This window comes from Pantoea sp. ICBG 1758 (genome assembly GCF_002928325.1).
GTDB lineage: Bacteria > Pseudomonadota > Gammaproteobacteria > Enterobacterales > Enterobacteriaceae > Pantoea > Pantoea eucrina.
In genome coordinates, this window is the sequence record NZ_POWL01000001.1 from 375,911 (window position 1) to 398,882 (window position 22,972).

Consider the following 22,972-nt stretch of genomic DNA (forward strand, 5'->3'; position numbering starts at 1 on the left):
TGTAGCCTACCAGCATCATGCCACCCATACCGCCTATCGCCATGATGGCGAACAGCGTACCGATAAAAATTTTATTCCAGTTCATTGCAGTACCTGATTAATGCCGTGAGTCAGGCATGATAACGCGCGCCCGGCAGAGGAAAAAGGCCTGACGTGCGGTTTTACATTAAGCCGGTTCGTGCATCTGTATGGAAAACCCCTGCGCCTGCCAGTGTTCAAACTGCTCCTGCTGACGCCGCGTTGGCCGTTTCCCGGTCCAGATAAACAGATGCTGTCCCGGAAAGAGCTCAGGGCGCGGCATATCCAGCGGTTCAGCCAGCACATCCATGCGCCAGCCGTGCTGTGCCAGACGCCAGGCTTCCAGCCAGATTCGGGTGCGATCTTCCACGGCCCAGCCGATAATCAGCGCATCTTTACCTGGTTTTTTGCGGGCACCCGCCAGACAAAACGCGACGTAATCGATGATAGCGCCGTCCAGCAGGCTGCACATCGTGCGGGCAGTGTTTTGATCGAGACCCAGACGCTGGCGTACCGGCACAAAAACGTGATCGATCAGTGCATCAATCGGATGCTCACGACCGATGGTGGCAATCTTGGTGCGCAGCTTTGACGCGCGGACGTGGCGCAACACGCTCATCAGCTCTTCCTGCAGCGCAGTCCAGCCGTCGTGCACGTTGACCGTTTCACCCTCAAGCAGCGCTTTTACTTTACCGACGGGCACGCCGCTCTCTATCCAGCGTTTAATCTCTTCGATACGCTGAACATCTTCATCATCAAATTGTCGATGACCACCTTCGGTGCGCTGAGGCTTTAACAGACCGTAACGTCGCTGCCAGGCGCGAAGTGTTACCGGGTTTATTCCACAGCGCTCGGCAACATCGCCGATACTGTATAAGGCCATAATGTCCTCAAATATTGCGACCTGCATAAAAACACCTTAACCGTCGGGGCTGCCTTGTACAATCTTTATTTTATTGTACAACTTGAGTTTTTTCCCGATTTTCGGTTAATTCTCAAATAAGAGAGAAGTTTCTCATATCTGAGAGGGCACTATGTCAGTAACTGAAACGGATAACCGGCTGGCGCTGCGGCTCGCTGAGCTTCGCGAACAGCAGGGCTGGTCGCTGGATGAACTCGCTCAGGCGACAGGCATCAGCCGGGCCTCATTGTCGCGCATTGAACGCGCTGAGACCAGTCCTACCGCAGCATTGCTTAACCGGTTATGTCTTACTTATGGCGTGACAATGTCACGTCTGTTGCAGGAGGTCGAAGATGAGACGTTGCTGCTGATAAAAGCTGACCAGCAAACCTGCTGGCGCGATCCCGATAGCGGCTTTCAGCGTCGCACCCTTTCTCCTCCCGCAAGGCAGTTTAAAACAGAATTGATTGAAGGGGTACTCCCGCCAGGCGCACATATTTACTATGACACGCCTCCTCTTCAGGGGCTTGAGCAGCATATCTGGCTGCAGAGCGGCGGCTTAACGATCGTGATGGAGCAGCAGCGCTGGACGCTGGCTGCCGGCGATTGCCTGCGTTTTCACCTGACGGGACGCTCCGCCTTCAGCGCCGATGCGCAAGCGGGCGCCCGCTATATTCTGGCGGTATGCAAACCATGATCGCGTTTTCTCAGCTTACTGCTGCCAGCGCAGCACACGCTATCGCTCCGCTGAGCGATCTGCTGCAGGCCTGTGTCGCAGACGGTGCCAGCGTGGGCTTTACCGACGCCGGCGATCGGCAGGTTATAGAGCGCTTCTGGCAGGCGAGAGCCGCTGCGCTGGCAGATGAAAGCCATATTTTGCTGGTGGCCTGGCAGGATCAGATCCCGGTGGCGACCGTAACATTGAGCGGCAGCCCGATGCCTAACGGTTATCACCGCGCAGAAATCAGCAAGCTGCTGGTGCACCCGCAGCGTCGACGGCAGGGCATTGCGCGTCAGCTGATGCTGCAGGCGGAAGACCTGGCCCGGGCGCAGAAAAAAACGCTGCTGGTGCTGGATACCCGCAGCGGAGACGTGGCCAGCCAGCTCTATCTCTCTCTGGGCTGGCAGAGCGCCGGAGAGATACCGCACTATGCCTGCTCAACGGAAGGGGTTATGGAGGCGACCACCCTGATGTACAAACTGCTGTAACGGGCAGCGGGTGCGAAAAAAGATGCGCTGAGGCTGACGCTGCCAGATTACTGTGTAAAAATACAGGCCGGATTAACTCAACAGTAATAATTATGGCTCTGACAGCAGCGATTAAAAGCCAGATTGCGCAATGGTATAAGGCGCTGCAGCAGCAGGTTCCTGACTTTATCCCGCGCGCGCCGCAGCGCCAGATGATTGCCGAAGTGGCAAAAAGTCTGGCGGGCGATGAGGGGCGCCATCTGGCTATTGAAGCCCCTACCGGCGTGGGTAAAACGCTCTCTTATCTGATCCCCGGCATTGCGGTAAGCCGTGCCGATGAAAAACGGCTGGTGATCAGCACAGCTAACGTGGCGCTGCAGGATCAGATTTTCACCAAAGATCTCCCGCTGCTGAAAAAGATCATCCCCGATCTCACCTTTACGGCGGCCTTTGGCCGCGGACGCTATGTCTGCCCGCGTAATCTGGCCGCGCTGGCCGCCAGCGACGATCAGCAGGGCGACCTGCTGTTCTATCTGGATGAAGAGGCGGTGACCGGCTCAAAAGAGGAGCAGAAAATCTGTTCCGGGCTGGAGAAAGATCTCAGCCGCCATACATGGGATGGCCTGCGCGATCACGCGGAGAAGGCGATCGATGACAGCCTGTGGCGGCGCCTCTCGACCGATAAAGCCAACTGTCTGGCTCACCACTGCCGCTGGTATCGTGAATGTCCCTTTTTTGTCGCCCGGCGCGAGATTGAACAGGCTGACGTCGTCGTCGCAAACCATGCGCTGGTAATGGCAGCTATGGAAAATGAGTCGGTGCTGCCGCCGGCAAAGCATCTGATGCTGATACTGGATGAGGGCCACCATCTGCCGGAAGTGGCGCGTGACGCGCTGGAGATGAGCGCCGAGATCACGCCAGGCTGGAGCGGGCTGCAGCTCGATCTCTTCATACGGCTGGTGGAGACGATCATGGCGCAGTTCCGCCCCAAATCGCCCCCGCCGCTGACCAATCCTGAACGGCTCAAACAGCACTGCGAAGAGATGCGCGAGCTGCTACAGACGCTGAGTCAGGCGCTCAATCCGCTGCTGCCGCCCGATAATCAGCCGGGTGAGTTTCGTTTTGTGCTGGGGGAGCTGCCGGAAGCGCTGCTCACGCTCTGTGCGCGACTGTTTAAGCTTAGCGACGCGCTGCGCGGTCTGAGTGAGGGGCTGCTGAATGAGCTGGGCGAGCAGACCGGTAAGGCGGATATTATGCGCCTGCATAAAGCGATTCTGCAGCTCAACCGGCACTTTGGCTGGTTAGAAGCCATCAGCAAACTCTGGCGGCTGGCCGCAATGGAAAAAGCCTCAAACGCGCCGGTCTCCAAATGGGTGACGCGTGAAGTGCGCGAGGGGCAGGCGCACCTGCTGTTTCACTGTGCCGGCATCCGCGTCAGCGACCAGCTGGAGAAGCTGCTGTGGCGTAAAATTCCGCATGTGGTCGTGACATCAGCCACGCTGCGTTCGCTCAGCAGCTTCAGCCGCCTGCAGGAGATGTCGGGACTGAGTGAGAAAGCGGGCGATCGTTTTGTAGCGCTCGATTCTCCGTTTAATCATGTCGACCAGGGCAAGCTGGTGATCCCGCAGATGCGCTATGAGCCGCTGCTGGCAAACGAAGCGGAGCACATCGCCGAAATGGCGCGCTTTTTCCGCCAGCAGATGGCGGAAGGGGAACATAAAGGCGTGCTGGTGCTGTTTGCCAGCGGACGGGCGATGCAGCAGTTTGTTGCGCAGCTGCCGGAGCTGCGTCTCACGATGCTGGTGCAGGGCGATCAGCCGCGCTCCCGGCTGGTGACGCTGCATCGCGAACGGGTGGCCGCAGGAAACAGCAGCATTCTGGTGGGCCTGCAGTCGTTTGCCGAAGGGCTCGATCTTAAAGGCGATCTGCTGTCGCAGGTGCATATTCATAAAATCGCTTTCCCGCCGGTAGACAGTCCGGTAATTTTGACCGAAGGCGAGTGGCTGAAAAGCCTGCGCCGCTATCCGTTTGAAGTCCAGAGCCTGCCCAGCGCCTCGTTTACGCTGATACAGCAGGTCGGGCGCCTGATCCGCAGTCATCACTGTTTTGGTGAGATTGTGATCTACGATCGCCGTCTGCTCAGCAAAAGCTACGGCAGCCGGCTGCTGGCGGCGCTGCCGGTATTTCCGATCGAGCAGCCTGCGGTGCCGGAAGAGAAAAAAAGCGCCAGGCGCAAACGAAAAGCCTGAGTAGCCGCGCTGAGCGGCTACTCGTTCCGGCCGCCGCACTGCGGCGCGCCCAGAAAGCAGGAAGCGTAACTATGGAACTGAATAAAATTATTAAAGAGATCGGGCGCGGTAAAAACCATGCGCGCGATATCGATTTCGACACTGCGGTGGCGCTCTACAGCGCCATGCTGGCAGACGAGGTGCCGGAGCTGGAGCTGGGTGCGATCCTGATTGCGCTGCGGATTAAAGGCGAAGGCGAAGCGGAGATGCGCGGTTTCTATCACGCCATGCAACAGCGTATGCTGCGGCTGCAGGCGCCGGCCGGCCGGCCGATGCCGATTGTGATCCCCAGCTATAACGGCGCGCGCCGTCAGGGCAATCTGACGCCGCTGCTGGCGCGGCTGCTGGTAAAGCTGGGCTTTCCGGTGCTGCTGCACGGTGTCAGCGAAGACGCCACGCGCGTAACCAGTGAAGCGGTGCTTGCCGCATCAGGCATCGCGGCGGTAACGACCGCCGCGCAGGCGCAGGCGGCGCTGGATAACGGCGAGCTGGCGTTTATCACCATCGATAACCTCTGTCCGCCTGTGGCCAGACAGCTGGCGCTGCGCTGGCGGATGGGCGTGCGCAACAGCGCGCATACGCTGGCAAAGCTGGCCACGCCGTTTGCCGAACGCGCCGCGCTGCGTCTTGCCAGCGTGTCGCATCCTGAATATGTGCCGCGCGTCGGCGCATTTTTCCAGGCGATAGACGCGCCCGCTATTCTGCTCAACGGCACGGAAGGCGAGGTGTATGCCAGTCCGCTGCGCTGTCCGGCGATCAACTATATTGCCGGCGCGGCGGGTGAGGCGCAGATCTGGGTTGAGCGGCAGCCGGAGCGTGTGGAAGCGCTGCCGGAGAACAAACAGGCTGAAACCACCGCGCGCTGGAGTGATGAGGTGCTGAACGGCACGCGTGCCGTGCCGCAGTCGCTGCGGCTGCAGCTCGCCTGCTGCCTGGTGGCAACGGGTGAAGCGGCAAACTTATCTGCTGCTGAGATCAGGCTGCAGCAGGCGGGCATGTAAGCGCAGTGCAGGGCGTGCTGCGCACCCGGTTTAGCAGACGGCAGCGGCTCAGCGTTTCGCCAGTACGCTCTCCACCAGTTTCTGCCAGAAAGTAATCCCCACCGGCAGCAGCGCATCATTAAAATCGTAGCTTGCGTTGTGCAGCGGCGCAGAAGGCACCTCGCCGTCGGCGCCCAGCCAGAAGTAGGCGCCCGGACAGGCTTCCAGCATACAGGCGAAATCTTCTGACGCCATTGACGGGCTGCACGCCCATTTTACCTGCGCGTCCCCCAGCATCTGCTCCGCCACCTCGCGCACCTGCTGTGCCGGGGCAGGGTGATTTGCGGTCACCGGATAGCCGGGATACCAGTGAATGTCACCGCTGACGCCAAACGGTCGCGGCAGCGCGGTCACAAACTCTTCAATCAGGCCGCGCACCCGCTCGCGCACCTCCGGCTGCAGACAGCGTACCGTGCCGCGCAGCGTGATCTGCTCCGGGATGACGTTAATCGCCTCGCCGCCGTGGATCTGCGTCACGCTCACCACGGCGGACGCCAGCGGCGAAAGGCGGCGTGAAGGGATGGTCTGCAGCGCCAGCACCAGCTCAGCCGCCACGACCATCGGATCGGCGCCGCTTTCCGGCATGGCCGCATGGCAGCTGCGGCCGGAAAGGGTGATCTCAAAAGAGTCGAGCGACGCCATCATCGCCCCCGGATTCACCGCCAGCGTGCCGAGCGGCAGTCCGGGCCAGTTGTGCATTGCATAGACGGCATCCATAGGGAAGCGCGAGAAAAGACCTTCTTCTACCATGCGGCGTGCGCCGCCGAGGTTCTCTTCGGCGGGCTGAAACAGAAAGTGGATGGTGCCGCTGAAATCGCGCGTGGCGGCGAGCTGGCAGGCGGCGGCCAGCAGAATAGCGGTATGGCCGTCGTGACCGCAGGCGTGCATCACGCCGGGCCGGGTCGATTTCCACGCCGCGCTGCCTTTTTCTGTGATCGGCAGCGCATCCATATCAGCGCGCAGCCCAATCACCGGCCCCGGACCGTTCTCCAGCGTACCAATGACGCCGGTGCCCGCTATGCCGCGGAATACCTGAAGCCCGGCCTGCTCCAGTACGCGGGCGACCAGCTCGCTGGTCTGCTGTTCCTGATAGCCCAGCTCAGGCAGTTGATGTAACTGATGACGCCAGTTAAGGGCATTTTCCAGCAGGAGAGCAGGCAGACTCATAACAGAGGGCTCCGTTTGCAACGCGCGCCAGCGCAGGGGATAAGTCATCACTGTAGTGATATGTCGTCGGAGCGTCTATCGCTAAAAGGAATAATTTGGCTATAGATTATATCCTTGTGGAATATACAACCCTCACTGATAGCGGCTACGCTTCCCTGCGTAAACGGCCATTACGTTAGCATCGGCAGGTTCAGCCCGTGCCGCACGGCGCACGCCTGCGCCTGCTCGTAGCCGGCATCGGCATGGCGCATTACCCCGGTGGCCGGGTCATTCCACAGAACGCGCGCCAGCCGTGCATCCGCCCCCGGCGTACCGTCACAGACAATTACGACGCCGGCGTGCTGGGAAAAACCCATGCCGACGCCGCCGCCATGATGCAGGCTGACCCAGGTGGCGCCACCGGCCGTATTCAGCAGCGCGTTAAGCAGCGGCCAGTCAGAGACCGCGTCCGAGCCGTCGCGCATCGCTTCCGTTTCGCGGTTAGGCGATGCCACTGAACCGCAGTCGAGATGATCGCGGCCAATCACTACCGGCGCTTTCAGCTCGCCTCTGCGTACCATCTCGTTGAACGCCAGCGCGGCCAGATGGCGTTCGCCCAGTCCGAGCCAGCAGATACGGGCGGGCAGGCCCTGAAAAGCGATACGCGCCTGCGCCATGTCGAGCCAGCGATGCAGATTGAGGTTATCCGGAAACAGCGACTTTAATTTTGCGTCCGTTTTATAAATGTCTTCCGGATCGCCCGAGAGCGCCACCCAGCGAAACGGGCCTTTGCCCTCGCAGAACAGCGGGCGGATATAGGCGGGAACAAAACCAGGGAAGTCAAAAGCGTTGCTGACCCCCTCGTCCAGCGCCACCTGCCGGATATTATTGCCGTAGTCCACGGTCGGCACGCCCATATGGTGAAAATCGAGCATGGCCCGGACGTGCACCGCCATGGAGGCGCGCGCCGCCTGTTCAACGCCTTTCGGATTGCGCTGGCGCTCCGCCTGCCAGCGTGCCACCTCCCAGCCCTGCGGCAGATAGCCGTTGACCGGATCGTGCGCAGAAGTCTGATCGGTCACGATATCGGGGCGTATGCCGCCGGCGCGGGCGCGGTTTACCAGCTCCGGCAGGATCTCCGCCGCATTGCCCAGCAGGCCGACAGAGATCGCCTCTTTTGCCGCCGTGGCCTGTTCAATCAGCGCCAGCGCCTCATCCAGCGTACGCGCTTTGTGATCGAGATAGCGGGTGCGCAGGCGAAAATCGATGCGCGACTCCTGGCACTCAATCGCTAATACGCAGGCACCCGCCAGCACGCCGGCCAGCGGCTGTGCGCCGCCCATGCCGCCGAGGCCCGCGGTGAGGATCCAGCGGCCGGTAAGATCGCCATTATAGTGCTGCCGTCCCGCTTCGGCGAAGGTCTCAAACGTTCCCTGCACAATGCCCTGGGCGCCAATGTAGATCCACGAGCCGGCGGTCATCTGGCCATACATCATCAGGCCGGCGCGATCCAGCTCATGAAAGTGATCCCAGTTCGCCCAGTGCGGTACCAGGTTGGAGTTAGCCAGCAGCACGCGCGGTGCATCGGCATGGGTGCGAAACACGCCCACCGGTTTACCGGACTGGATCAGCAGCGTCTCATCCGGCTGCAGCAGGCGCAGCGAGCGCAGGATCTGCTCAAAACAGGGCCAGTTACGTGCGGCTTTGCCGATGCCACCGTAGACCACCAGATCGTCCGGACGTTCGGCGACATCGGGGTCGAGGTTATTCTGGATCATGCGCCAGGCCGCTTCGATAAGCCAGTTAGCGCAGTGCAGTTCACTGCCATGCGGGGCACGGATTTCGCGGGCCACGGCCTGCGTCAGGGTTTCGCTCATGATTCACTCCTCAGTGCTGGTTCTGGCGCTGGCTCGGCAGCAAGGTTATTAGCGCGTCGGGCCACTGCGTACCCGCAGCCCACAGACGCATCGCTTCGATATCGGGTGCCAGCAGGCGGTCGCTGGCAAGAAACGCCACCCTGCTGCGAATGCGCTGCATCTCCTGTTCAAGGATGGCCGAACTCTGCAGCGGCCGGTGAAACTCAATGCCCTGGGCTGCGGCCATCGCTTCAATGCCGACCACCGCAGCGGTGTTAAAACACATCTCCCCGAGACGGCGTGCTGCATAGGTGGCCATAGAGACGTGATCTTCCTGATTCGCTGACGTAGGCAGGCTGTCTACGCTGCCAGGGTGCGCCAGCGATTTGTTTTCTGATGCCAGCGCGGCAGCGGTCACCTGGGCAATCATAAAGCCGGAGTTGACGCCGCCATCCTGCACCAGGAAAGGCGGCAGGCCGGAGAGAGTGCTGTCGAGCAGCAGCGCCAGACGGCGCTCGGAGATAGCACCTATTTCGGCCACGGCGAGCGCAATAATGTCAGCCGCAAACGCCACCGGCTCGGCGTGGAAGTTGCCCCCGGAGATCACTTCACCGCTGTCGCTGAAAACCAGCGGGTTATCGGAGGCGGCATTGGCCTCAATCTGCAGGACGCGCGCGGCGTGGCTGAGATTATCAAGGCAGGCCCCCATCACCTGCGGCACGCAGCGGACAGAGTAGGGATCCTGGACGCGTCCGCAGTGGGTGTGCGACTGCAGGATCCCGCTGCCGCTGAGCAGCGAGCTGACGGCGGCGGCGACAGCGATCTGGCCAGGCTGGCCGCGCGCCTGATGAATGCGCGCATCATAGGGTTTAACCGAGCCTTTAATCGCCTCCAGCGAGAGCGCGCCCGCCATCAGTGCAGCAGCAAAGAGATTTTCCGCTTCAAACAGGCCGCGCAGCGCCAGGGCCGCTGAGACCTGGGTTCCGTTCAGCAGCGCCAGTCCCTCTTTTGGCCCGAGGACAATCGGCGTCAGTCCGGCGCGCGCCAGACCTTCCGTTGCCGGCCGCCGTTCACCGGCAATGCGCACCTCGCCTTCACCCAGCAGCATCAGCGACAGGTGTGCCAGCGGAGCCAGATCGCCAGACGCGCCTACTGAGCCCTTAGCCGGAATAGAGGGCATCACGCCGGCGTTAAACAGCGCCAGCAGGGCATCCACCAGCTCAATACGGACGCCGGAATGACCGCGCGCCAGACTGATAATCTTGCTGGCAACCACCAGACGCGTGACGTTATCCGGCAGCAGATCGCCGAGGCCAACGCTGTGCGACAGCACCAGGTTACGCTGCAGCTCAGCCAGGCGGGCAGCGGGAATTTGCGTCTGTGCCAGCTTGCCAAAGCCGGTATTAATGCCATACACCACGCTGCCGGACGCGACGATATCGTCGACGGTCGCATGAGCGCGGTGAATAGCACTGCGCGCCGCTGGCGTCAGGTGTAACGTCACCGGCTGCTGATAGATAGTGCGCAGGGTCGCGAGATCCACCTTACCGGGTTCCAGGCAGATTTCCTGCAGTGCATGCGACATGATCTACTCCTGTATATACAAGTAAGTGGCGGGAAAAGTCACGCTTCTTAACGCCATGCGTCAGGTTACTTCACCCGCGGTAAACCGAGTGAAGCACAGGTTTGTTATTCCTGTCTATACAAGTAGCAAGCGCTATGCCAGTTTCACTGCAATTTGTGAAATGTGCCGCACTGCGGGCAGGCAGGCTAATCAGCCAATTTGATGCACGCTAAAGCAGCAGCCTCTGCACCCGCAGCCGCTGCGCTGCACTACTGCATGTCTATACATCTGCCTGGCGGAACAGTAAACTTTCCTTCTCAGAGCAGAAAGGAACAGCAGATGACCGAGCAAACGGCACTGGCGCAGTTAGCCGCCGCAATGGGCGATGAACCGGCACCGATTTACCAGCGCGTCAAACAGGCGATTATCAGCCAGATCCGCGCGGGAGAGTGGAAAGCCAGGCAGCGTGTGCCCTCCGAGAGCGAGCTGGTCAGCGAGCTGGGCGTGAGCCGGATGACCATCAACCGCGCGCTGCGTGAACTCACCGCCGAGGGCTACCTGCTGCGTATGCAGGGGGTGGGCACCTTTGTCGCGGAGATGAAAGGCTACACGGCGATGCTGGAGGTGCACAATATTGCGGATGAGATTGCGCAGCGCGGTCATCAGCACCGCTGCCAGATCCTGACCCTGACGCAGGGGCGGGCGGATCCGGAGCAGGCGGCGCTGCTGGGGATGCGCACCGGCCAGCCGCTGTTTCATTCGCTGATGGTGCATTACGAAAACGATCTGCCGGTACAGCTGGAAGATCGCCTGGTGAACCCGCAGATGGCGCCGGACTACCTGAAGCAGGATTATCACAGCGTTACCCCTTATACCTATCTGATGCGGGTCGCGCCGCTGACCGCTGGCGAGCATATTGTTGAGGCGGTACTGCCCGATTTGCGCCAGCGCAGGCATCTCGCGCTGGAGGAGCACGAACCATGCTTATTGATTCGGCGGCAGACGTGGAGCGACAGTAAGATCGTGACCTATGCGCGGCTGCTCTATCCCGGCTCGCGCTATAAGCTGCTGGGACGTTTTAAAGGACACGGCTGAGCCGGCACCAGAGCAGCAGGGCATCGCAGCTCTGCGGTGTCAGCGTCAGTGGCTCATCCAGCCACCAGATCCCCTGCGTCTGGTGCAGGACCTCGCCGGAGGCGTACTGCCACGCACCGGCTAACACATACGCCACCCCGTGCCGGCTCTGCTGCGGTGCCTGCTGCAGGATGCTGACCTCCGCCCGCCAGCTGTCGCGGCGGGTCATGATATTGAAATCGCTGCAGCGGCCGTGCACTGTCGCCTGCACCGGGGCTTCTCCGGCGAAGCGCCACGGCTGACAGGGCTGCAGCCGGTGCGTCAGCCCGCCGCTCTGCAGCAGCGGGCTGTCGCCCTGCAGCAGGGTAATCACCCGATCCACGCCAGGAAACAGCGAAAAAGGGCCGCTGGCGTCAAGCGTGGCGATGCTGGCCCGCCAGGCGAAATCCGCCGCGCCGGGGGGAAAGCTGACGATTTCGCGCGTCTCGCCGCCGCCGTTGCGCCAGCGGCTGACCGGCAGCGCGTCGTGGCAAAAGCGGCGGATCACTGCAGCGCCCGCAGCGCGTCGGCAACGCGGATGGCCGCCTGCGCCTCTTCTGCATGCTGGCCGTCCGCGATCACCTGCCGGCCGGCGACAAACGTATCGCGGATCCCGCTGCGCGCGCCGGCAAACAGCCAGCGATTGAGCAGCGCATCGGAAGGGGTTGCGCTGAGCAGCGGGTCGTCGCGCAGTACCAGCCAGTCGGCGCGCAGGCCGGGTGCCAGCACGCCGCTGCGGATGCCACACGCCTGAGCGCCCCCGGCCGCAGCCTGCTGCCACAGCAGATCGCCTACCGACGGCTGCTGCGGCAGCGCCAGACGGTTACGCCGCCTGTCGCGCAGCCGCTGCCCGTACTCCAGCCAGCGCAGCTCCTCACGGGCGCTGACCGAGACGTGGCTGTCAGAGCCGATCCCCCAGCGTCCGCCCCGGGCAATATAGGTACTCGCCGGAAAAATACCGTCGCCGAGGTTGGCTTCAGTCGTCGGGCATAATCCCGCAACGGCACCGCTGGCGGCGAGCTGCTGCAGCTCGCTCTCATCCGGATGGGTGGCGTGGATCAGGCACCAGCGTGCATCAACGTTAAAGCGGCGCATCAGCCAGGCGATGGGACGCTCACCGCTCCACGCCAGGCTGTCGCTGACCTCTTTTTCCTGCTCGGCAATGTGGATATGGACCGGCAGATCGCCCGGCGCTGCGGCCAGCACGTCGTGCATCTGCGCTTCGCTGACCGCGCGCAGCGAATGAAAACAGACGCCGTAGTTCAGCAGCGGTTTATCTGCGCAGACCGCGGCCACGCGCTGCAGCTGCTGCAGATAAGCGCCGGTCTGCTGGATAAAACGGCGCTGTCCGGCGCTGGCGGGCTGTGCGCCAAAACTGCTGTAACTGTAAAGCACCGGCAGCAGCGTCTGGCCGATGCCGGTGCGCTCAGCGGCCAGCATCAGCTGCTGCAGCATGGCATCATCCGGATAGGGCTGGCCCTGCGGATCGTGATGCAGATAGTGAAACTCAGCAACCTGACTGTAGCCCCCTTTCAGCAGCTCAATATAGAGCCAGGTCGCAATGTCGCCCACCTGCTGCGGCGTCAGCCGCGCTACCATGCGATACATCAGCTCGCGCCAGGTCCAGAAGCTGTCCTGCGGATCGCCCGCCACCTCAGCCAGTCCCGCCATCGCGCGCTGAAAAGCGTGCGAGTGCAGGTTGGTCATGGCGGGAATGACGGCCCCCGCCAGCGGTATAGCAGCGCCCGGCGCGCTATCTGGCGTAACGCGGGTGATAAAACCGGCGTCGCTGACCTCCAGCGTCACGTGGCTGTGCCAGCCATCTGCCAGCTGAGCGCGCGGGGCAAAATAGGTGGTCATGGTTGATCCTTCAGGCTGGAAAGTTGTATATACATATACATACTTTAACCGGGTGTGTAAATCGCCCGTACGCAGGGAACAGGGCATGAGAGACGCGAAGCAGATCGACAGCCTGTGGCTGGGCGCAGATATCGTTACGCTGCGCGACGGGCGCTACAACATCATCACCGATGGCGCGCTGGCCGTGGATAACGGCGTACTGATATGGGTCGGGGCGCGCAATGAACTGCCGGCATTTGCGCCGCGTCAGCGGCATACGTTTAGCGGCGGCATCATCACGCCGGGGCTGGTGGATTGCCATACGCATCTGTTGTTCGCCGGCGATCGCAGCGCGGAATTTGAGCAGCGTCTCAACGGTGCCAGCTATGCAGAAATTGCTGCGCAGGGCGGCGGTATTCTCGCCACGGTACGCGCCACGCGGTCCGCCTCACATGAGGCGCTGGTGGCGTCAGCGCGCGGGCGGCTGGCGCATCTGCTGGCGGAGGGCGTCACCACGGTAGAAATCAAATCGGGTTACGGGCTTGATGAAGAGAGCGAACTGAAAATGCTGCGGGCCATACGCCAGCTGGCAGCCGGCGTGCCGGCTGATGTCATCGCAACCTGCCTGGCCGCACATGCGATCCCGCCGGCGTTTCACGCCAATCCGCAGGGCTGGATCGATATTATCTGCCAGCGGCTGCTGCCACGGGTAAAAGAGGAGGGGCTGGCGGATGCGGTGGATGCGTTCTGTGAACATCTTGCGCTGTCGCCTGCGCAGGTCAGCGCGGTGTTTGATGCGGCGCGCGCGCTGGATCTGCCGGTCAAACTGCACGCTGAGCAGCTCTCGGCGCAGGGCGGGGCGGCGCTGGCCGCACGCTATGGCGCGCTCTCCGCTGACCATCTGGAGTACGCCAGCGAGGAGGATGTCCGCGCGATGGCAGAGCATGGCACCGTTGCTGTGCTGCTGCCGGGAGCGTTCTATCTGCTGCGCGAAACGCAGCGGCCACCGGTCGCGCTGTTCCGCCGCTACGGCGTCCCGATGGCGCTCGCCAGCGATGCTAATCCAGGGACATCACCCGCGCTTTCACTGCGGCTGATGATGAATATGGGCTGTACGCTGTTTGGCATGACGCCGGAGGAGGCGCTGGCGGGGGTGACGCTGTGGGGCGCGAAAGCGCTGGGTCTGCATCAGACGCACGGCTCACTGGAGGCGGGCAAAGTCGCCAGCTTTGTTCACTGGCCGCTGACGCGTCCGGGCGAGCTGGCTTACTGGCTGGGCGGCGAATTGCCGTGCCGGGTTATCTATCGTGGAGAAGCACAATGAGCTTTGATTTTGTACCGGGCAGGCTGCCGCTGCTGATCTCAATACCGCATGCCGGTACGCAGCTTACGCCGGAGGTTGAGGCGGGGCTGAGCGACGCGGCACGCCCGCTGCCGGACACCGACTGGCATCTGCCGCAGCTGTACGATTTTGCGCAGGATATTGGCGCCAGCGTGCTGACCGGACGCTATTCCCGTTTCGTTATCGATCTCAACCGGCCGCCTGACGACCGGCCGCTCTATACCACCGCCACTACCGGACTCTGGCCAGAGACGCTGTTTGACGGCACGCCGGTGTTCAGACCAGGCATGACGCCGGATCGGGCGACGCGTCAGCGCTATCTGCAGACCCTCTGGCAGCCCTATCATCAGCAGCTGCAGCAGGAGCTGGCGCGCCTGAAAGCGCAATATGGCTATGCGCTGCTGTTTGATGCGCACTCTATCGCTTCACGGGTGCCCCGGCTGTTCAGCGGCGTGTTGCCCGATCTGAACCTGGGAACCAGTGATGGCGCCAGCTGCTCAGCGGCGGTGAGCGACGCGCTGGGGCAGGTGTGTAAGGCTCAGCAGCGCTATAGCTGGGTGCTGAATGGCCGTTTTAAAGGCGGTTATATTACGCGCGCCTATGGTCAGCCGGCGCAGGGCGTCGAGGCGGTACAGCTGGAGCTGGCGCAGCACAACTATATGGATGAGTCGCTGACTTTTGCCTGGCAGCCAGCGCGCGCCTCACAGCTGCAGCCGGTGCTGCAGCAGCTGATCGGCGCGCTGCTGGCGGCAGGAAAGCGTTAAACGCTTACCGCTTACGGGCGTCCGGGCGGACCAGATCAAAACGCTGCGCCTCACTGATGCCGTAATAGGCAGAAGGCCCCCCGGCGCGCAGAATCGGCTGCGCTCTGGCGGTCTGGTAAATGCCATCCTCCAGCAGGGCTTCATCAATATGAATGGCGACCGCTTCACCCAGCACCAGCCAGCTCTCCAGCTCCCCGCCCTGCGCATCCTGCAGCCGGATCAGCTGCGTCAGGCGACACTCAAAGTTAACCGGGCTCTCTGCCACCATGCTGCAGTCGATATGGGAAGCGGCAACCGGCGTCAGGCCCGCGAGCGCGAACTCATCGCTGCTGACCGAGGCGGAGCTTTCGTTCATCGCTTCCGCCAGCGGACGCGTGGCCAGATTCCAGACAAACACCTTGCTTTCGCTGATGTTCTGCACGCTGTCTTTCCAGCCGCTGCTGGCAAAGCCGATGATCGGAGGCTGGTAATTAAAACAGTTAAAAAAGCTGTACGGCGCAAGATTATCCTGGCCGCTGCCGCTCCGGGAGCTGATCCAGCCAATCGGACGCGGACCGATAATGGCGTTCAGCGGATCGTGGGGCAGGCCGTGTCCGGTCCGGGGCTGGTAGCTGTAGCGATGGCGCGTCATAAAAACTCCTGAGTCAGGGTGAAGGCACGTCGCGGCAGGCGGCGTGCATTGCAGTAAAAGGGTTCGCAGAGAGTCTGGTGTAAACGTAAAATTGCGGTAAGCGGATTGTGCGCTGGCGGCAGCCGGAGTATCTTACGCCCGCCTTACTTTCCGGAGAGACTATGAATAAGCCAGCCGCCAGTGCGCCCTTTCATCCACGTAATCGCCATCAGGGGCGTTACGATTTTCCTGCGCTGATTGCCGCGCATCCGCCGCTTGCGCCGAAGGTTCGTCCTAACGGTCACGGCGAGCAGTCGATCGATTTCGCCGATCCGCAGGCGGTAATGCTGCTTAATCAGGCGCTGCTGAAGCTCTTTTATAACCTTAACTGGCAGCTGCCGGAAGGGTATCTGACGCCGCCGGTACCGGGGCGTGCTGATTACGTTCACGCGCTGGCCGATCTGCTGGCGGGTGATAACGGCGGGGCGATCCCGCGCGATCTGGACGTCATGGATATTGGCTGCGGCGCCAACTGCATTTATCCCCTGATTGGCCACGCCGAGTATGGCTGGCGTTTTACCGGTACGGATACCAGCGCTGAGGCGATTACCGCCGCCAGCCAGATTGTGGCGGGTAATCCCGGCCTGCAGCGTGCGGTACGTCTGCGTCGCCAGAAACAGCCGCAGGCGATTTTCAGCGGCGTGATCCATAAAAATGAGCGCTACCATGCCGTGATGTGCAATCCGCCGTTTCACGCATCGGCAACTGATGCTGCAGCGGGCAGCCAGCGCAAAGTACGCAATCTGGGACTGAAGCAGAACGCGCCGCTCAATTTTGGCGGTCAGCAGACTGAGTTATGGTGTGAAGGGGGCGAGCTGGCGTTTATCGGCAGGATGATCGATGAGAGCGTCGCGCAGGGCAGCAGCATTGTCTGGTTTACATCGCTGGTTTCGCGAAAAGAGAACTTACCGGCGCTGCGCGATCGGCTTGCGGCGGAGGCCTGTGAGGTGCGCATCGTCAATATGGCGCAGGGTCAGAAACAGAGCCGCTTCCTCGCCTGGAGCTTTATGACGCCCGCCACCCGCGCGCAGCGGATGAAGCGCTAAGCGTATCACCCGATAAAAAGGCCGCCCGGTTACCCGGTGCGGCCTTATTCAGCGCGCGCAGCGCGTCAGGAAACGTGCTGCAGGAACTCGCGCAGACGTTCGCTTGGCGGCGCGGTAATCAGGGTATCCGGATCGCCATCTTCCGCAATCGTACCTTTATCAATGAAGATCAGGCGCGACGCGACTTTCTGTGCAAACCCCACTTCATGCGTGACGATCACCATCGTCATGCCTTCCTCGGCCAGATCCTGCATCACTTTCAGAACTTCATGACGCAGCTCCGGATCGAGCGCGGACGTCGGCTCATCAAACAGCATCATTTTTGGCTTCACGGCCAGCGCCCGCGCAATGGCCACGCGCTGCTGCTGACCGCCGGAGAGTTCAGCCGGAAAATGATGCGCCCGTTCCGCCAGGCCCACTTTGCCCAGCAGCTCGCGCGCCAGCCTGTGGGCCTCCTCTTTTTTCGCGCCGCGGACGCGAATCGGACCAAAGGCGACGTTATCCAGCGCGCTCATCTGCGGAAACAGATGAAACTGCTGAAACACCATACCCGCTTCCTGACGGATCAGCCGCTCATCAACTTTCGGATCGTTGACTTTCATGCCGTCCACAATCAGTTCGCCGCTGGTGATCTCTTCCAGTTTGTTGATACAGCGCAGCAGCGTGGATTTACCGGAACCGGAAGGACCGATAATCACCACCACTTCGCCCTGATTAATTTTCAGATTGATGTCGTGCAGAACCTGCGTCTGACCGAAATTTTTAGAGACGTTTTTAAATTCAATCACAGGATTTTCACCCTTTTCTCAATACGGCGCAGCACAAAGCTCAACACCAGCGTAATAATCAGATAGATAATGGCAACCGCGCTCCAGATCTCCAGCGCACGGAAGTTACCGGCAATAATCTCCTGGCCCTGTCGCGTCAGTTCCGCCACGCCGATAACAATAAACAGCGAGGTATCTTTAATACTGACAATCCACTGGTTGCCCAGCGGCGGGAGCATACGGCGCAGGGCCAGCGGCATAATCACATAGCGCAGGGTCTCGCGGCGTGACAGGCCCAGCGCCAGTCCCGCTTCGCGAAAGCCTTTGTTGATAGAGAGCACGGCGCCGCGCGTAATCTCAGCAATATAGGCGCCTGAGTTGATCATGATGGTCACGACTGCCGCCGTGAAAGGATCGATGCGCAGATCGGGAAAAGCCATTGGCAGCGCAAAGTAAATAAACATGACCTGCACGACAATGGGTGTGCCGCGGATCAGCTCAATAAATACCAGCGCGACGTTATTGGTGATCCAGCCACCGTAGGCGCGGGCAAAGCCAGCCACCAGGCCGATAATCAGGCCGCCTATCAGGCCAAGAACGGAAATCAGCAGGGTCATTTTGGCGCCTTCGATCAGAATCGGCAGGGCTGGCCAGATGACGCTCCAGTCAAACTCCATGGTGTTACTCCGGAATATGTTGCAATGGAAAAGGTAAAAGCAGGGCGCAAAGGGCGCCCTGCTGCATAAGCCCGCTTATGCAGGCATTATTTTGGCTCAGTACCGAACCATTTTTTATAGATTGTGTTGTACGTACCGTTGTCGCGCAGCGTTTTCAGCGCGCCGTTGATTTTGTCACGCAGTTCATCACTGCCTTTTGGCAGCGCCACACCATACTGCTGAGCTTCAATAGACTCACCAACCGCTTTGAAACGACCTTTGCCGGCGGTGTTGATAAAGTAGAGAATATTCGGCGTATCATGCAGCACGGCGTCGGCGCGATTGGTTCCCAGCTCCATATAGGCGTTATCGATATTCGGGAACTGACGCAAATCTTTGGTCTTGATATGCGCTTTGGCGTAGTCCACCGAACCGGTTCCGCTTTTTACCGCAACGGTTTTGCCATTGAGATCGTCAATGCCTTTGATCTCGTTTTCGTTATTGCGCACCATCACCAGCAGACCGCTTTTATAGTAGCCATCAGAGAAGTCGATAGCTTTTTTGCGTTCGTCAGTAATGGTAATACCGGCCAGCGCCAGATCGACATTTTTGGTTTGCAGAGCCGGAATAATACCGCTGAAATCCATAGGTTTCAGGGTGTAATCGAGCTTCAGCTCTTTTGCCACCGCATCCCACAGGTCGATATCAAAACCCACATATTTGTCGCCCTGCTTAAACTCGAAAGGAACAAATGCGGTGTCGGTTGCGACAATCAGTTTTTTATCTGCGGCAGTAGAAGAAAGAGAAAAGGCCAGCGCCAGCGCGGCCACAGAGACATTAAACAGAGACTTCATCATTTTATCCTTTATTGCTCTGCAGACCTGATGGTCTGCACTACGACTGTCATATGAAAAAATTATGCCAACTTTAATAACAGCCCGAAATTACCGGCGGCAGGGCTGTCAGCTGACACGATTTTGCAGAAAAATGATCGTTTGCACCATTTGTGGGCACTATTATGGTGCATGAAACATTTTTGGTGCAGCCACAGTGTGCATCAGGATAATGACAAGGAAAGGGTGGGATGAAAGAAGTGTTAACAGGGTCAAAAAAGCGGATCTGAAGCAATAAAAAAAGGCGGGTTAACCCGCCTCTGATGATTATTCGATATTGGCTTCAATAAACCACAGGAACTTGTCGAGGTCACGGGACGCTGCGGTAAAGATATCGGCAGTATCTTCATCTTTGACTTCGGTGATCGCTTTGCGGGTATCGTTAGCCACAATGGCGTAGCGATCGGCCAGGGCTTTCAGGTGATCCTGAACGCTGTGAATGTTCAGCGGATAGCTCTGCAGCGGCGTTTTATCATTCACGACCTGCGTGGTACCCAGCGCTACGCCACCCAGCTGGATCACGCGCTCAGCGATGGTGTCCTGATGTTCGGTGATAGCAGCACGGAAACCATCCAGCATCTCATGCACGCCAATAAAGTTTGCGCCACGCATGTTCCAGTGCGCCTGTTTGGTGATCAGGGACAGGTCAATGAATTCCACAACCAGACGGTTGAGCACCTCAATGGTGGCTTTCTTTTCGCTGTCAGCCACATCATTGCGGGTGTAAATCAGATCGGAAGCGTTGTTTTTAACCAGTTTTGCGGTACTCATCATTTATGTCCTCTAATTGATGTTGTCCTAATCAAGCACGGAAATAAGTATAGCAGCTGTTATAAAATATGCTGAAGCGATCTGGCCGATAGCAGAGATAGATAAAGACGTCATGCAGCGTTGCGGATGCAATCATGAATTAAGTAACCATAATCAATGGCTTATTATATAGGTCTTAAAGATGTTATCTGTGTGACAAAATAATAACGGCCCGGCGATGCAATAACGGAATGATAATGATTCCGGATGCCGGCGCAGCCTGCTGAAATAACAGGCTGCGATAGACAGCGTTAATTAAGCGTAACTCAGGCGACTTCTTTCAGACGGGCTTTCTGGCGCATGGTCAGCGTGGTGCCTGCCGACGCGGCGATAATCGCCAGCAGTCCTGACCACTGCGGCAGGGTAAGCTGTTCACCCAGAAACAGCATGCCGGAAAGGGCCGCGACAGCCGGTTCGAGGCTCATCAGGGTGCCAAAAATCCGCGCCGGCAGGCGGGTCATGGCAATCATCTCCAGTGAATAGGGAATTGCGCTGGAGAGCAGGGCGATCAGCAGCGCCAGCGGCAGGATCTCCCAGTGCCAGATGCCGGGGGAGGCAAACAGCAGTCCCAGCGGCACGAAGATAACAGAAGCGATAAGCGAGCCCATTGCCACCGTTGCCGGGCCGTGCTCCGCGCCGGCACGCTGTCCGGAGAGGATATAGATTGCCCAGCAGACGCCGGCACCTACTGCCAGCAGTGCGCCGAGCGGATCAATATGGCTGATGCCGTCACCGATTGGCAGCAGAAACCAGAGCCCGGCGACTGCCAGCGCTATCCAGAGAAAATCAAGCAGGCGGCGCGCGCCTGCCAGCGCCAGCGCCAGCGGACCGAGAAACTCCAGCGCCACGCCCACACCCAGCGGGATTGTCCGCAGGGCGAGGTAAAACAGAAAGTTCATACAGCCGAGCGCCAGGCCGTAAATCAGCAGGGGTTTACGCTGCGCCGGAGTAAAGTGCAAACGCCAGGGTTTGAAAAAGAGACAAAGCAGCAGCGTACCGAGTCCGAGACGCAGCGCAGTGATGCCGGGCGCGCCCGCGACGTCAAACAGTGATTTTGCCAGCGAGGCGCCACCCTGCAGCGACATCATAGCGAAGAGCAAAATCACAATGGGCAGCCATACGGGAAAGCTATTTTTACGAGAAAGAGGCGCAGACATCCTGTTGTCGATTCCGGAAATGAGGGGTGAGCGAAGGAGAGTAGCTTAAAGCAATTGCAGGCTGACGGGAAAAAATAAGGCCAGTTTCGCTTCAGAAAATGGCTAAAAAAGAGCCGTTTACAGGGCCAATTTTGTAAAGAATTGTCAAATTACTTTAAGAATTTACTTAAAGGCATTTTTTGTTCGCAGAATTATTGAACTAAACAGGGAGGCATTTTATAAGTAAAATGAATGACATAGGAAACTTCATTAACTTTCTGTTACACCAAACAATCTCTTGGACAACAAAATCCGGGCAGAGTTTCTCCCTAACTTTTGTTATATTTTTAGCGTTGTCAGGAGAGAAGTATTTTCACATTTGAGGTGGTTATGAAAAAAATTGCATGTCTTTCAGCACTGGCTTGTGTACTGGCAGTTTCTGCTGGCTCAGCCATGGCACAGAGCACCGTTTCTGGCGGTTACGCACAGAGCGATTATCAGGGCGTTGCTAACAAAGCTAACGGCTTCAACCTGAAATACCGCTACGAAGACGGTTCAAACCCACTGGGCTGGATCGGTTCTTTCACCTACACCGAAAAAGATCGTACTGAAGATGGCGTTTATAACAAAGGCCAGTACTACGGCTTCACCGGCGGCCCGGCTTACCGTCTGAACGACTGGGCGAGCATCTACGGCGTTGTAGGTATCGGCTACGGTAAATTCCAGCAGAACGAATCTGCCGGTCAGTCTAAATCTGACAGCAGCGACGTAGGCATCGCTTACGGCGCAGGTATGCAGTTCAACCCAATTGAAAACGTTGCACTGGACGTAGGCTACGAGCAGAGCCGCATCCGCAACGTTGACGTAGGCACCTGGATCGCTGGCGTCGGCTACAGCTTCTAAGTTTAGCTTAGACCAGAGTTGCACATGAAACGGTCCCGCAGGGGGCCGTTTTTTTTTGCCTGAAGAGGGTGCCGGTGCAGCAGAGCAGAAAAACAAAAACCCGCCATCGGGCGGGTTAAGCAGTAGCCTTGCGGGCTTTCAGCCGCGCCAGATAATCTGGTTGCACGGGCGTTCGCACTTCTTGCCTGCGAGCTTTTCCAGCAGCATCAGGCGGAGCGCAAAGGGCGAGCGGCTGAACAGGCAGAGCAGCGATTTGATATCAAAAGCGGGCTTGCGCTGAGCGGCTTGCGGGCATTTGCCGCAATCAAGGCAGTTTTTCAGGGTGCTCATCTTCACCTCCCCATGAATAACAGATGATGCATAAGCGTTGTTGCGTACCGGACATTGCTGCCTTTTCACGCTTTTCGCTTACATCATGTACAAAGATAGCATTGGCTATACTCTTTAGCCAACACTATTCATGAAAAATTTGTGCTTATTTGCGCCTGGTTTACAATGAGCGCAGCCAGTCCGCACGGCAGGTAAGGTGCGGCAGATAATAAAGAGGAAGCTTAATGAGTCGTCGTGCGAAAAATGCCATCAATACCCCTCAGGGGCCGCTTAAGGATATTGAGGAGCATGTTGAAGGCTTTCGTCAGGTGCGCGAAGCTCATCGTCGTGAACTGATTGATGATTACGTCGAGCTGATCTCCGATCTCATTCGTGAATTTGGTGAGGCGCGTCAGGTGGATATGGCGGCGCGCCTTGGCGTATCCCAGCCTACCGTGGCAAAAATGCTGAAGCGCCTGAGCACCACCGGCCTGGTAGAGCAGGTGCCCTATCGTGGCGTCTTCCTGACGCCGGAAGGTGAAAAACTCGCCGAGGCGAGCCGCGTTCGCCACCATATCGTTGAAACGTTTTTGCTGGCATTAGGCGTCAGCCCGGAGACCGCACGCCGCGACTCTGAAGGGCTGGAACATCACGTCAGCGACGAAACCCTGGCCGTCTTTCAGAAATTTTATGAGAATCGCTAACTTATAAGGCCTGCCGCTA

The 22,972-nt window shown here is 59.3% G+C and carries 23 protein-coding genes; 10 read left to right on the top strand and 13 right to left on the bottom strand.

The genetic code is table 11. The annotated features are described in order from the left end of the window. Positions 1 to 166 precede the first annotated feature (166 nt). The gene (locus C1Y41_RS01885) at positions 167 to 901 is read right to left on the bottom strand and encodes a MerR family transcriptional regulator (protein WP_039385767.1); all 735 of its coding nucleotides are present in this window, start codon (positions 899 to 901) and stop codon (positions 167 to 169) included. 151 nt (positions 902 to 1,052) lie between these two features. On the opposite strand from C1Y41_RS01885, the gene C1Y41_RS01890 reads away from it, so the two are divergent. The 4 genes from C1Y41_RS01890 to ybiB all read left to right on the top strand — a co-directional run bounded on the left by C1Y41_RS01890 (position 1,053) and on the right by ybiB (position 5,396). Next, positions 1,053 to 1,616: a helix-turn-helix domain-containing protein gene (locus C1Y41_RS01890; protein ID WP_104084693.1), complete on the top strand. Its 564-nt coding sequence runs from the start codon at positions 1,053 to 1,055 to the stop codon at positions 1,614 to 1,616. Then, positions 1,613 to 2,128, top strand: coding sequence for a GNAT family N-acetyltransferase (locus tag C1Y41_RS01895; RefSeq protein WP_104084694.1), 516 nt, complete (start codon positions 1,613 to 1,615; stop codon positions 2,126 to 2,128). Before C1Y41_RS01890 ends, C1Y41_RS01895 begins: the two co-directional genes overlap by 4 nt. Before the next feature lie 92 nt (positions 2,129 to 2,220). Beyond that, on the top strand, positions 2,221 to 4,356 hold the full coding sequence (gene dinG / locus C1Y41_RS01900) for an ATP-dependent DNA helicase DinG (protein WP_071669015.1): 2,136 nt from the start codon (positions 2,221 to 2,223) through the stop codon (positions 4,354 to 4,356). 71 nt (positions 4,357 to 4,427) lie between these two features. Next, positions 4,428 to 5,396, top strand: a complete 969-nt coding sequence (ybiB, locus tag C1Y41_RS01905) for a DNA-binding protein YbiB (protein WP_039383385.1) — start codon at positions 4,428 to 4,430, stop codon at positions 5,394 to 5,396. Positions 5,397 to 5,444: 48 nt separating this feature from the next. Here ybiB and C1Y41_RS01910 read toward each other — a convergent pair whose 3' ends face one another. The 3 genes from C1Y41_RS01910 to hutH form a co-directional block, all read right to left on the bottom strand. Next, a complete protein-coding gene (locus tag C1Y41_RS01910; protein ID WP_071669016.1) occupies positions 5,445 to 6,602 on the bottom strand; it encodes a M20 aminoacylase family protein in 1,158 nt (385 codons plus the stop codon). 170 nt (positions 6,603 to 6,772) lie between these two features. After that, positions 6,773 to 8,458, bottom strand: a complete 1,686-nt coding sequence (gene hutU / locus C1Y41_RS01915) for a urocanate hydratase (protein ID WP_104084695.1) — start codon at positions 8,456 to 8,458, stop codon at positions 6,773 to 6,775. Positions 8,459 to 8,468: 10 nt separating this feature from the next. Beyond that, complete coding sequence (hutH, locus tag C1Y41_RS01920) at positions 8,469 to 10,022, bottom strand: histidine ammonia-lyase (protein WP_039383390.1); 1,554 nt, start codon at positions 10,020 to 10,022, stop codon at positions 8,469 to 8,471. 318 nt (positions 10,023 to 10,340) lie between these two features. On the opposite strand from hutH, the gene hutC reads away from it, so the two are divergent. Then, positions 10,341 to 11,096 carry a histidine utilization repressor gene (gene hutC / locus C1Y41_RS01925; RefSeq protein ID WP_039383392.1) on the top strand — a complete coding sequence of 252 codons (756 nt, stop codon included), beginning with the start codon at positions 10,341 to 10,343 and terminating at the stop codon, positions 11,094 to 11,096. Here hutC and C1Y41_RS01930 read toward each other — a convergent pair. Continuing rightward, positions 11,080 to 11,622 carry a HutD family protein gene (locus C1Y41_RS01930; RefSeq protein ID WP_071669018.1) on the bottom strand — a complete coding sequence of 181 codons (543 nt, stop codon included), beginning with the start codon at positions 11,620 to 11,622 and terminating at the stop codon, positions 11,080 to 11,082. The genes hutC and C1Y41_RS01930 overlap by 17 nt on opposite strands. Next, complete coding sequence (locus C1Y41_RS01935) at positions 11,619 to 12,974, bottom strand: formimidoylglutamate deiminase (RefSeq protein ID WP_104084696.1); 1,356 nt, start codon at positions 12,972 to 12,974, stop codon at positions 11,619 to 11,621. The genes C1Y41_RS01930 and C1Y41_RS01935 overlap by 4 nt, the downstream gene beginning before the upstream one ends. Before the next feature lie 85 nt (positions 12,975 to 13,059). On the opposite strand from C1Y41_RS01935, the gene hutI reads away from it, so the two are divergent. Both hutI and hutG read left to right on the top strand, forming a co-directional pair. Continuing rightward, a complete protein-coding gene (hutI, locus tag C1Y41_RS01940) occupies positions 13,060 to 14,277 on the top strand; it encodes an imidazolonepropionase (RefSeq protein WP_104084697.1) in 1,218 nt (405 codons plus the stop codon). After that, the gene (gene hutG, locus C1Y41_RS01945) at positions 14,274 to 15,059 is read left to right on the top strand and encodes an N-formylglutamate deformylase (protein ID WP_104084698.1); all 786 of its coding nucleotides are present in this window, start codon (positions 14,274 to 14,276) and stop codon (positions 15,057 to 15,059) included. The genes hutI and hutG overlap by 4 nt, the downstream gene beginning before the upstream one ends. Positions 15,060 to 15,063: 4 nt before the next feature. On the opposite strand, the gene C1Y41_RS01950 is transcribed toward hutG, so the two are convergent. Next, positions 15,064 to 15,690, bottom strand: coding sequence for a flavin reductase family protein (locus C1Y41_RS01950; RefSeq protein ID WP_071669021.1), 627 nt, complete (start codon positions 15,688 to 15,690; stop codon positions 15,064 to 15,066). A 161-nt stretch (positions 15,691 to 15,851) separates the two neighbouring features. On the opposite strand from C1Y41_RS01950, the gene rlmF reads away from it, so the two are divergent. Further along, positions 15,852 to 16,775, top strand: a complete 924-nt coding sequence (gene rlmF / locus C1Y41_RS01955) for a 23S rRNA (adenine(1618)-N(6))-methyltransferase RlmF (RefSeq protein WP_104084699.1) — start codon at positions 15,852 to 15,854, stop codon at positions 16,773 to 16,775. 65 nt (positions 16,776 to 16,840) lie between these two features. On the opposite strand, the gene glnQ is transcribed toward rlmF, so the two are convergent. The 5 genes from glnQ to rhtA all read right to left on the bottom strand — a co-directional run bounded on the left by glnQ (position 16,841) and on the right by rhtA (position 21,058). Next, positions 16,841 to 17,563 (bottom strand): glutamine ABC transporter ATP-binding protein GlnQ, encoded by a 723-nt coding sequence (gene glnQ / locus C1Y41_RS01960; protein ID WP_039383405.1) that lies wholly within the window; start codon positions 17,561 to 17,563, stop codon positions 16,841 to 16,843. Then, on the bottom strand, positions 17,560 to 18,219 hold the full coding sequence (gene glnP / locus C1Y41_RS01965; RefSeq protein WP_039383407.1) for a glutamine ABC transporter permease GlnP: 660 nt from the start codon (positions 18,217 to 18,219) through the stop codon (positions 17,560 to 17,562). The genes glnQ and glnP overlap by 4 nt, the downstream gene beginning before the upstream one ends. An 86-nt stretch (positions 18,220 to 18,305) precedes the next feature. Continuing rightward, positions 18,306 to 19,052, bottom strand: a complete 747-nt coding sequence (gene glnH / locus C1Y41_RS01970) for a glutamine ABC transporter substrate-binding protein GlnH (RefSeq protein ID WP_039383409.1) — start codon at positions 19,050 to 19,052, stop codon at positions 18,306 to 18,308. A 306-nt stretch (positions 19,053 to 19,358) separates the two neighbouring features. Further along, entirely contained in the window at positions 19,359 to 19,862 is a 504-nt protein-coding gene (dps, locus tag C1Y41_RS01975) for a DNA starvation/stationary phase protection protein Dps (protein ID WP_039383410.1), read from the bottom strand. Between the two features lie 305 nt (positions 19,863 to 20,167). Beyond that, complete coding sequence (gene rhtA, locus C1Y41_RS01980; protein ID WP_094111981.1) at positions 20,168 to 21,058, bottom strand: threonine/homoserine exporter RhtA; 891 nt, start codon at positions 21,056 to 21,058, stop codon at positions 20,168 to 20,170. 369 nt (positions 21,059 to 21,427) lie between these two features. Here rhtA and ompX point away from each other — a divergent pair, with 369 nt between their 5' ends. Further along, a complete protein-coding gene (ompX, locus tag C1Y41_RS01985) occupies positions 21,428 to 21,940 on the top strand; it encodes an outer membrane protein OmpX (RefSeq protein ID WP_094111982.1) in 513 nt (170 codons plus the stop codon). Positions 21,941 to 22,078: 138 nt separating this feature from the next. On the opposite strand, the gene C1Y41_RS01990 is transcribed toward ompX, so the two are convergent. After that, positions 22,079 to 22,270, bottom strand: a complete 192-nt coding sequence (locus C1Y41_RS01990) for a hypothetical protein (RefSeq protein WP_071669023.1) — start codon at positions 22,268 to 22,270, stop codon at positions 22,079 to 22,081. Between the two features lie 224 nt (positions 22,271 to 22,494). On the opposite strand from C1Y41_RS01990, the gene mntR reads away from it, so the two are divergent. Continuing rightward, positions 22,495 to 22,953 (top strand): manganese-binding transcriptional regulator MntR, encoded by a 459-nt coding sequence (mntR, locus tag C1Y41_RS01995; protein WP_039383416.1) that lies wholly within the window; start codon positions 22,495 to 22,497, stop codon positions 22,951 to 22,953. Positions 22,954 to 22,972 lie beyond the last annotated feature (19 nt).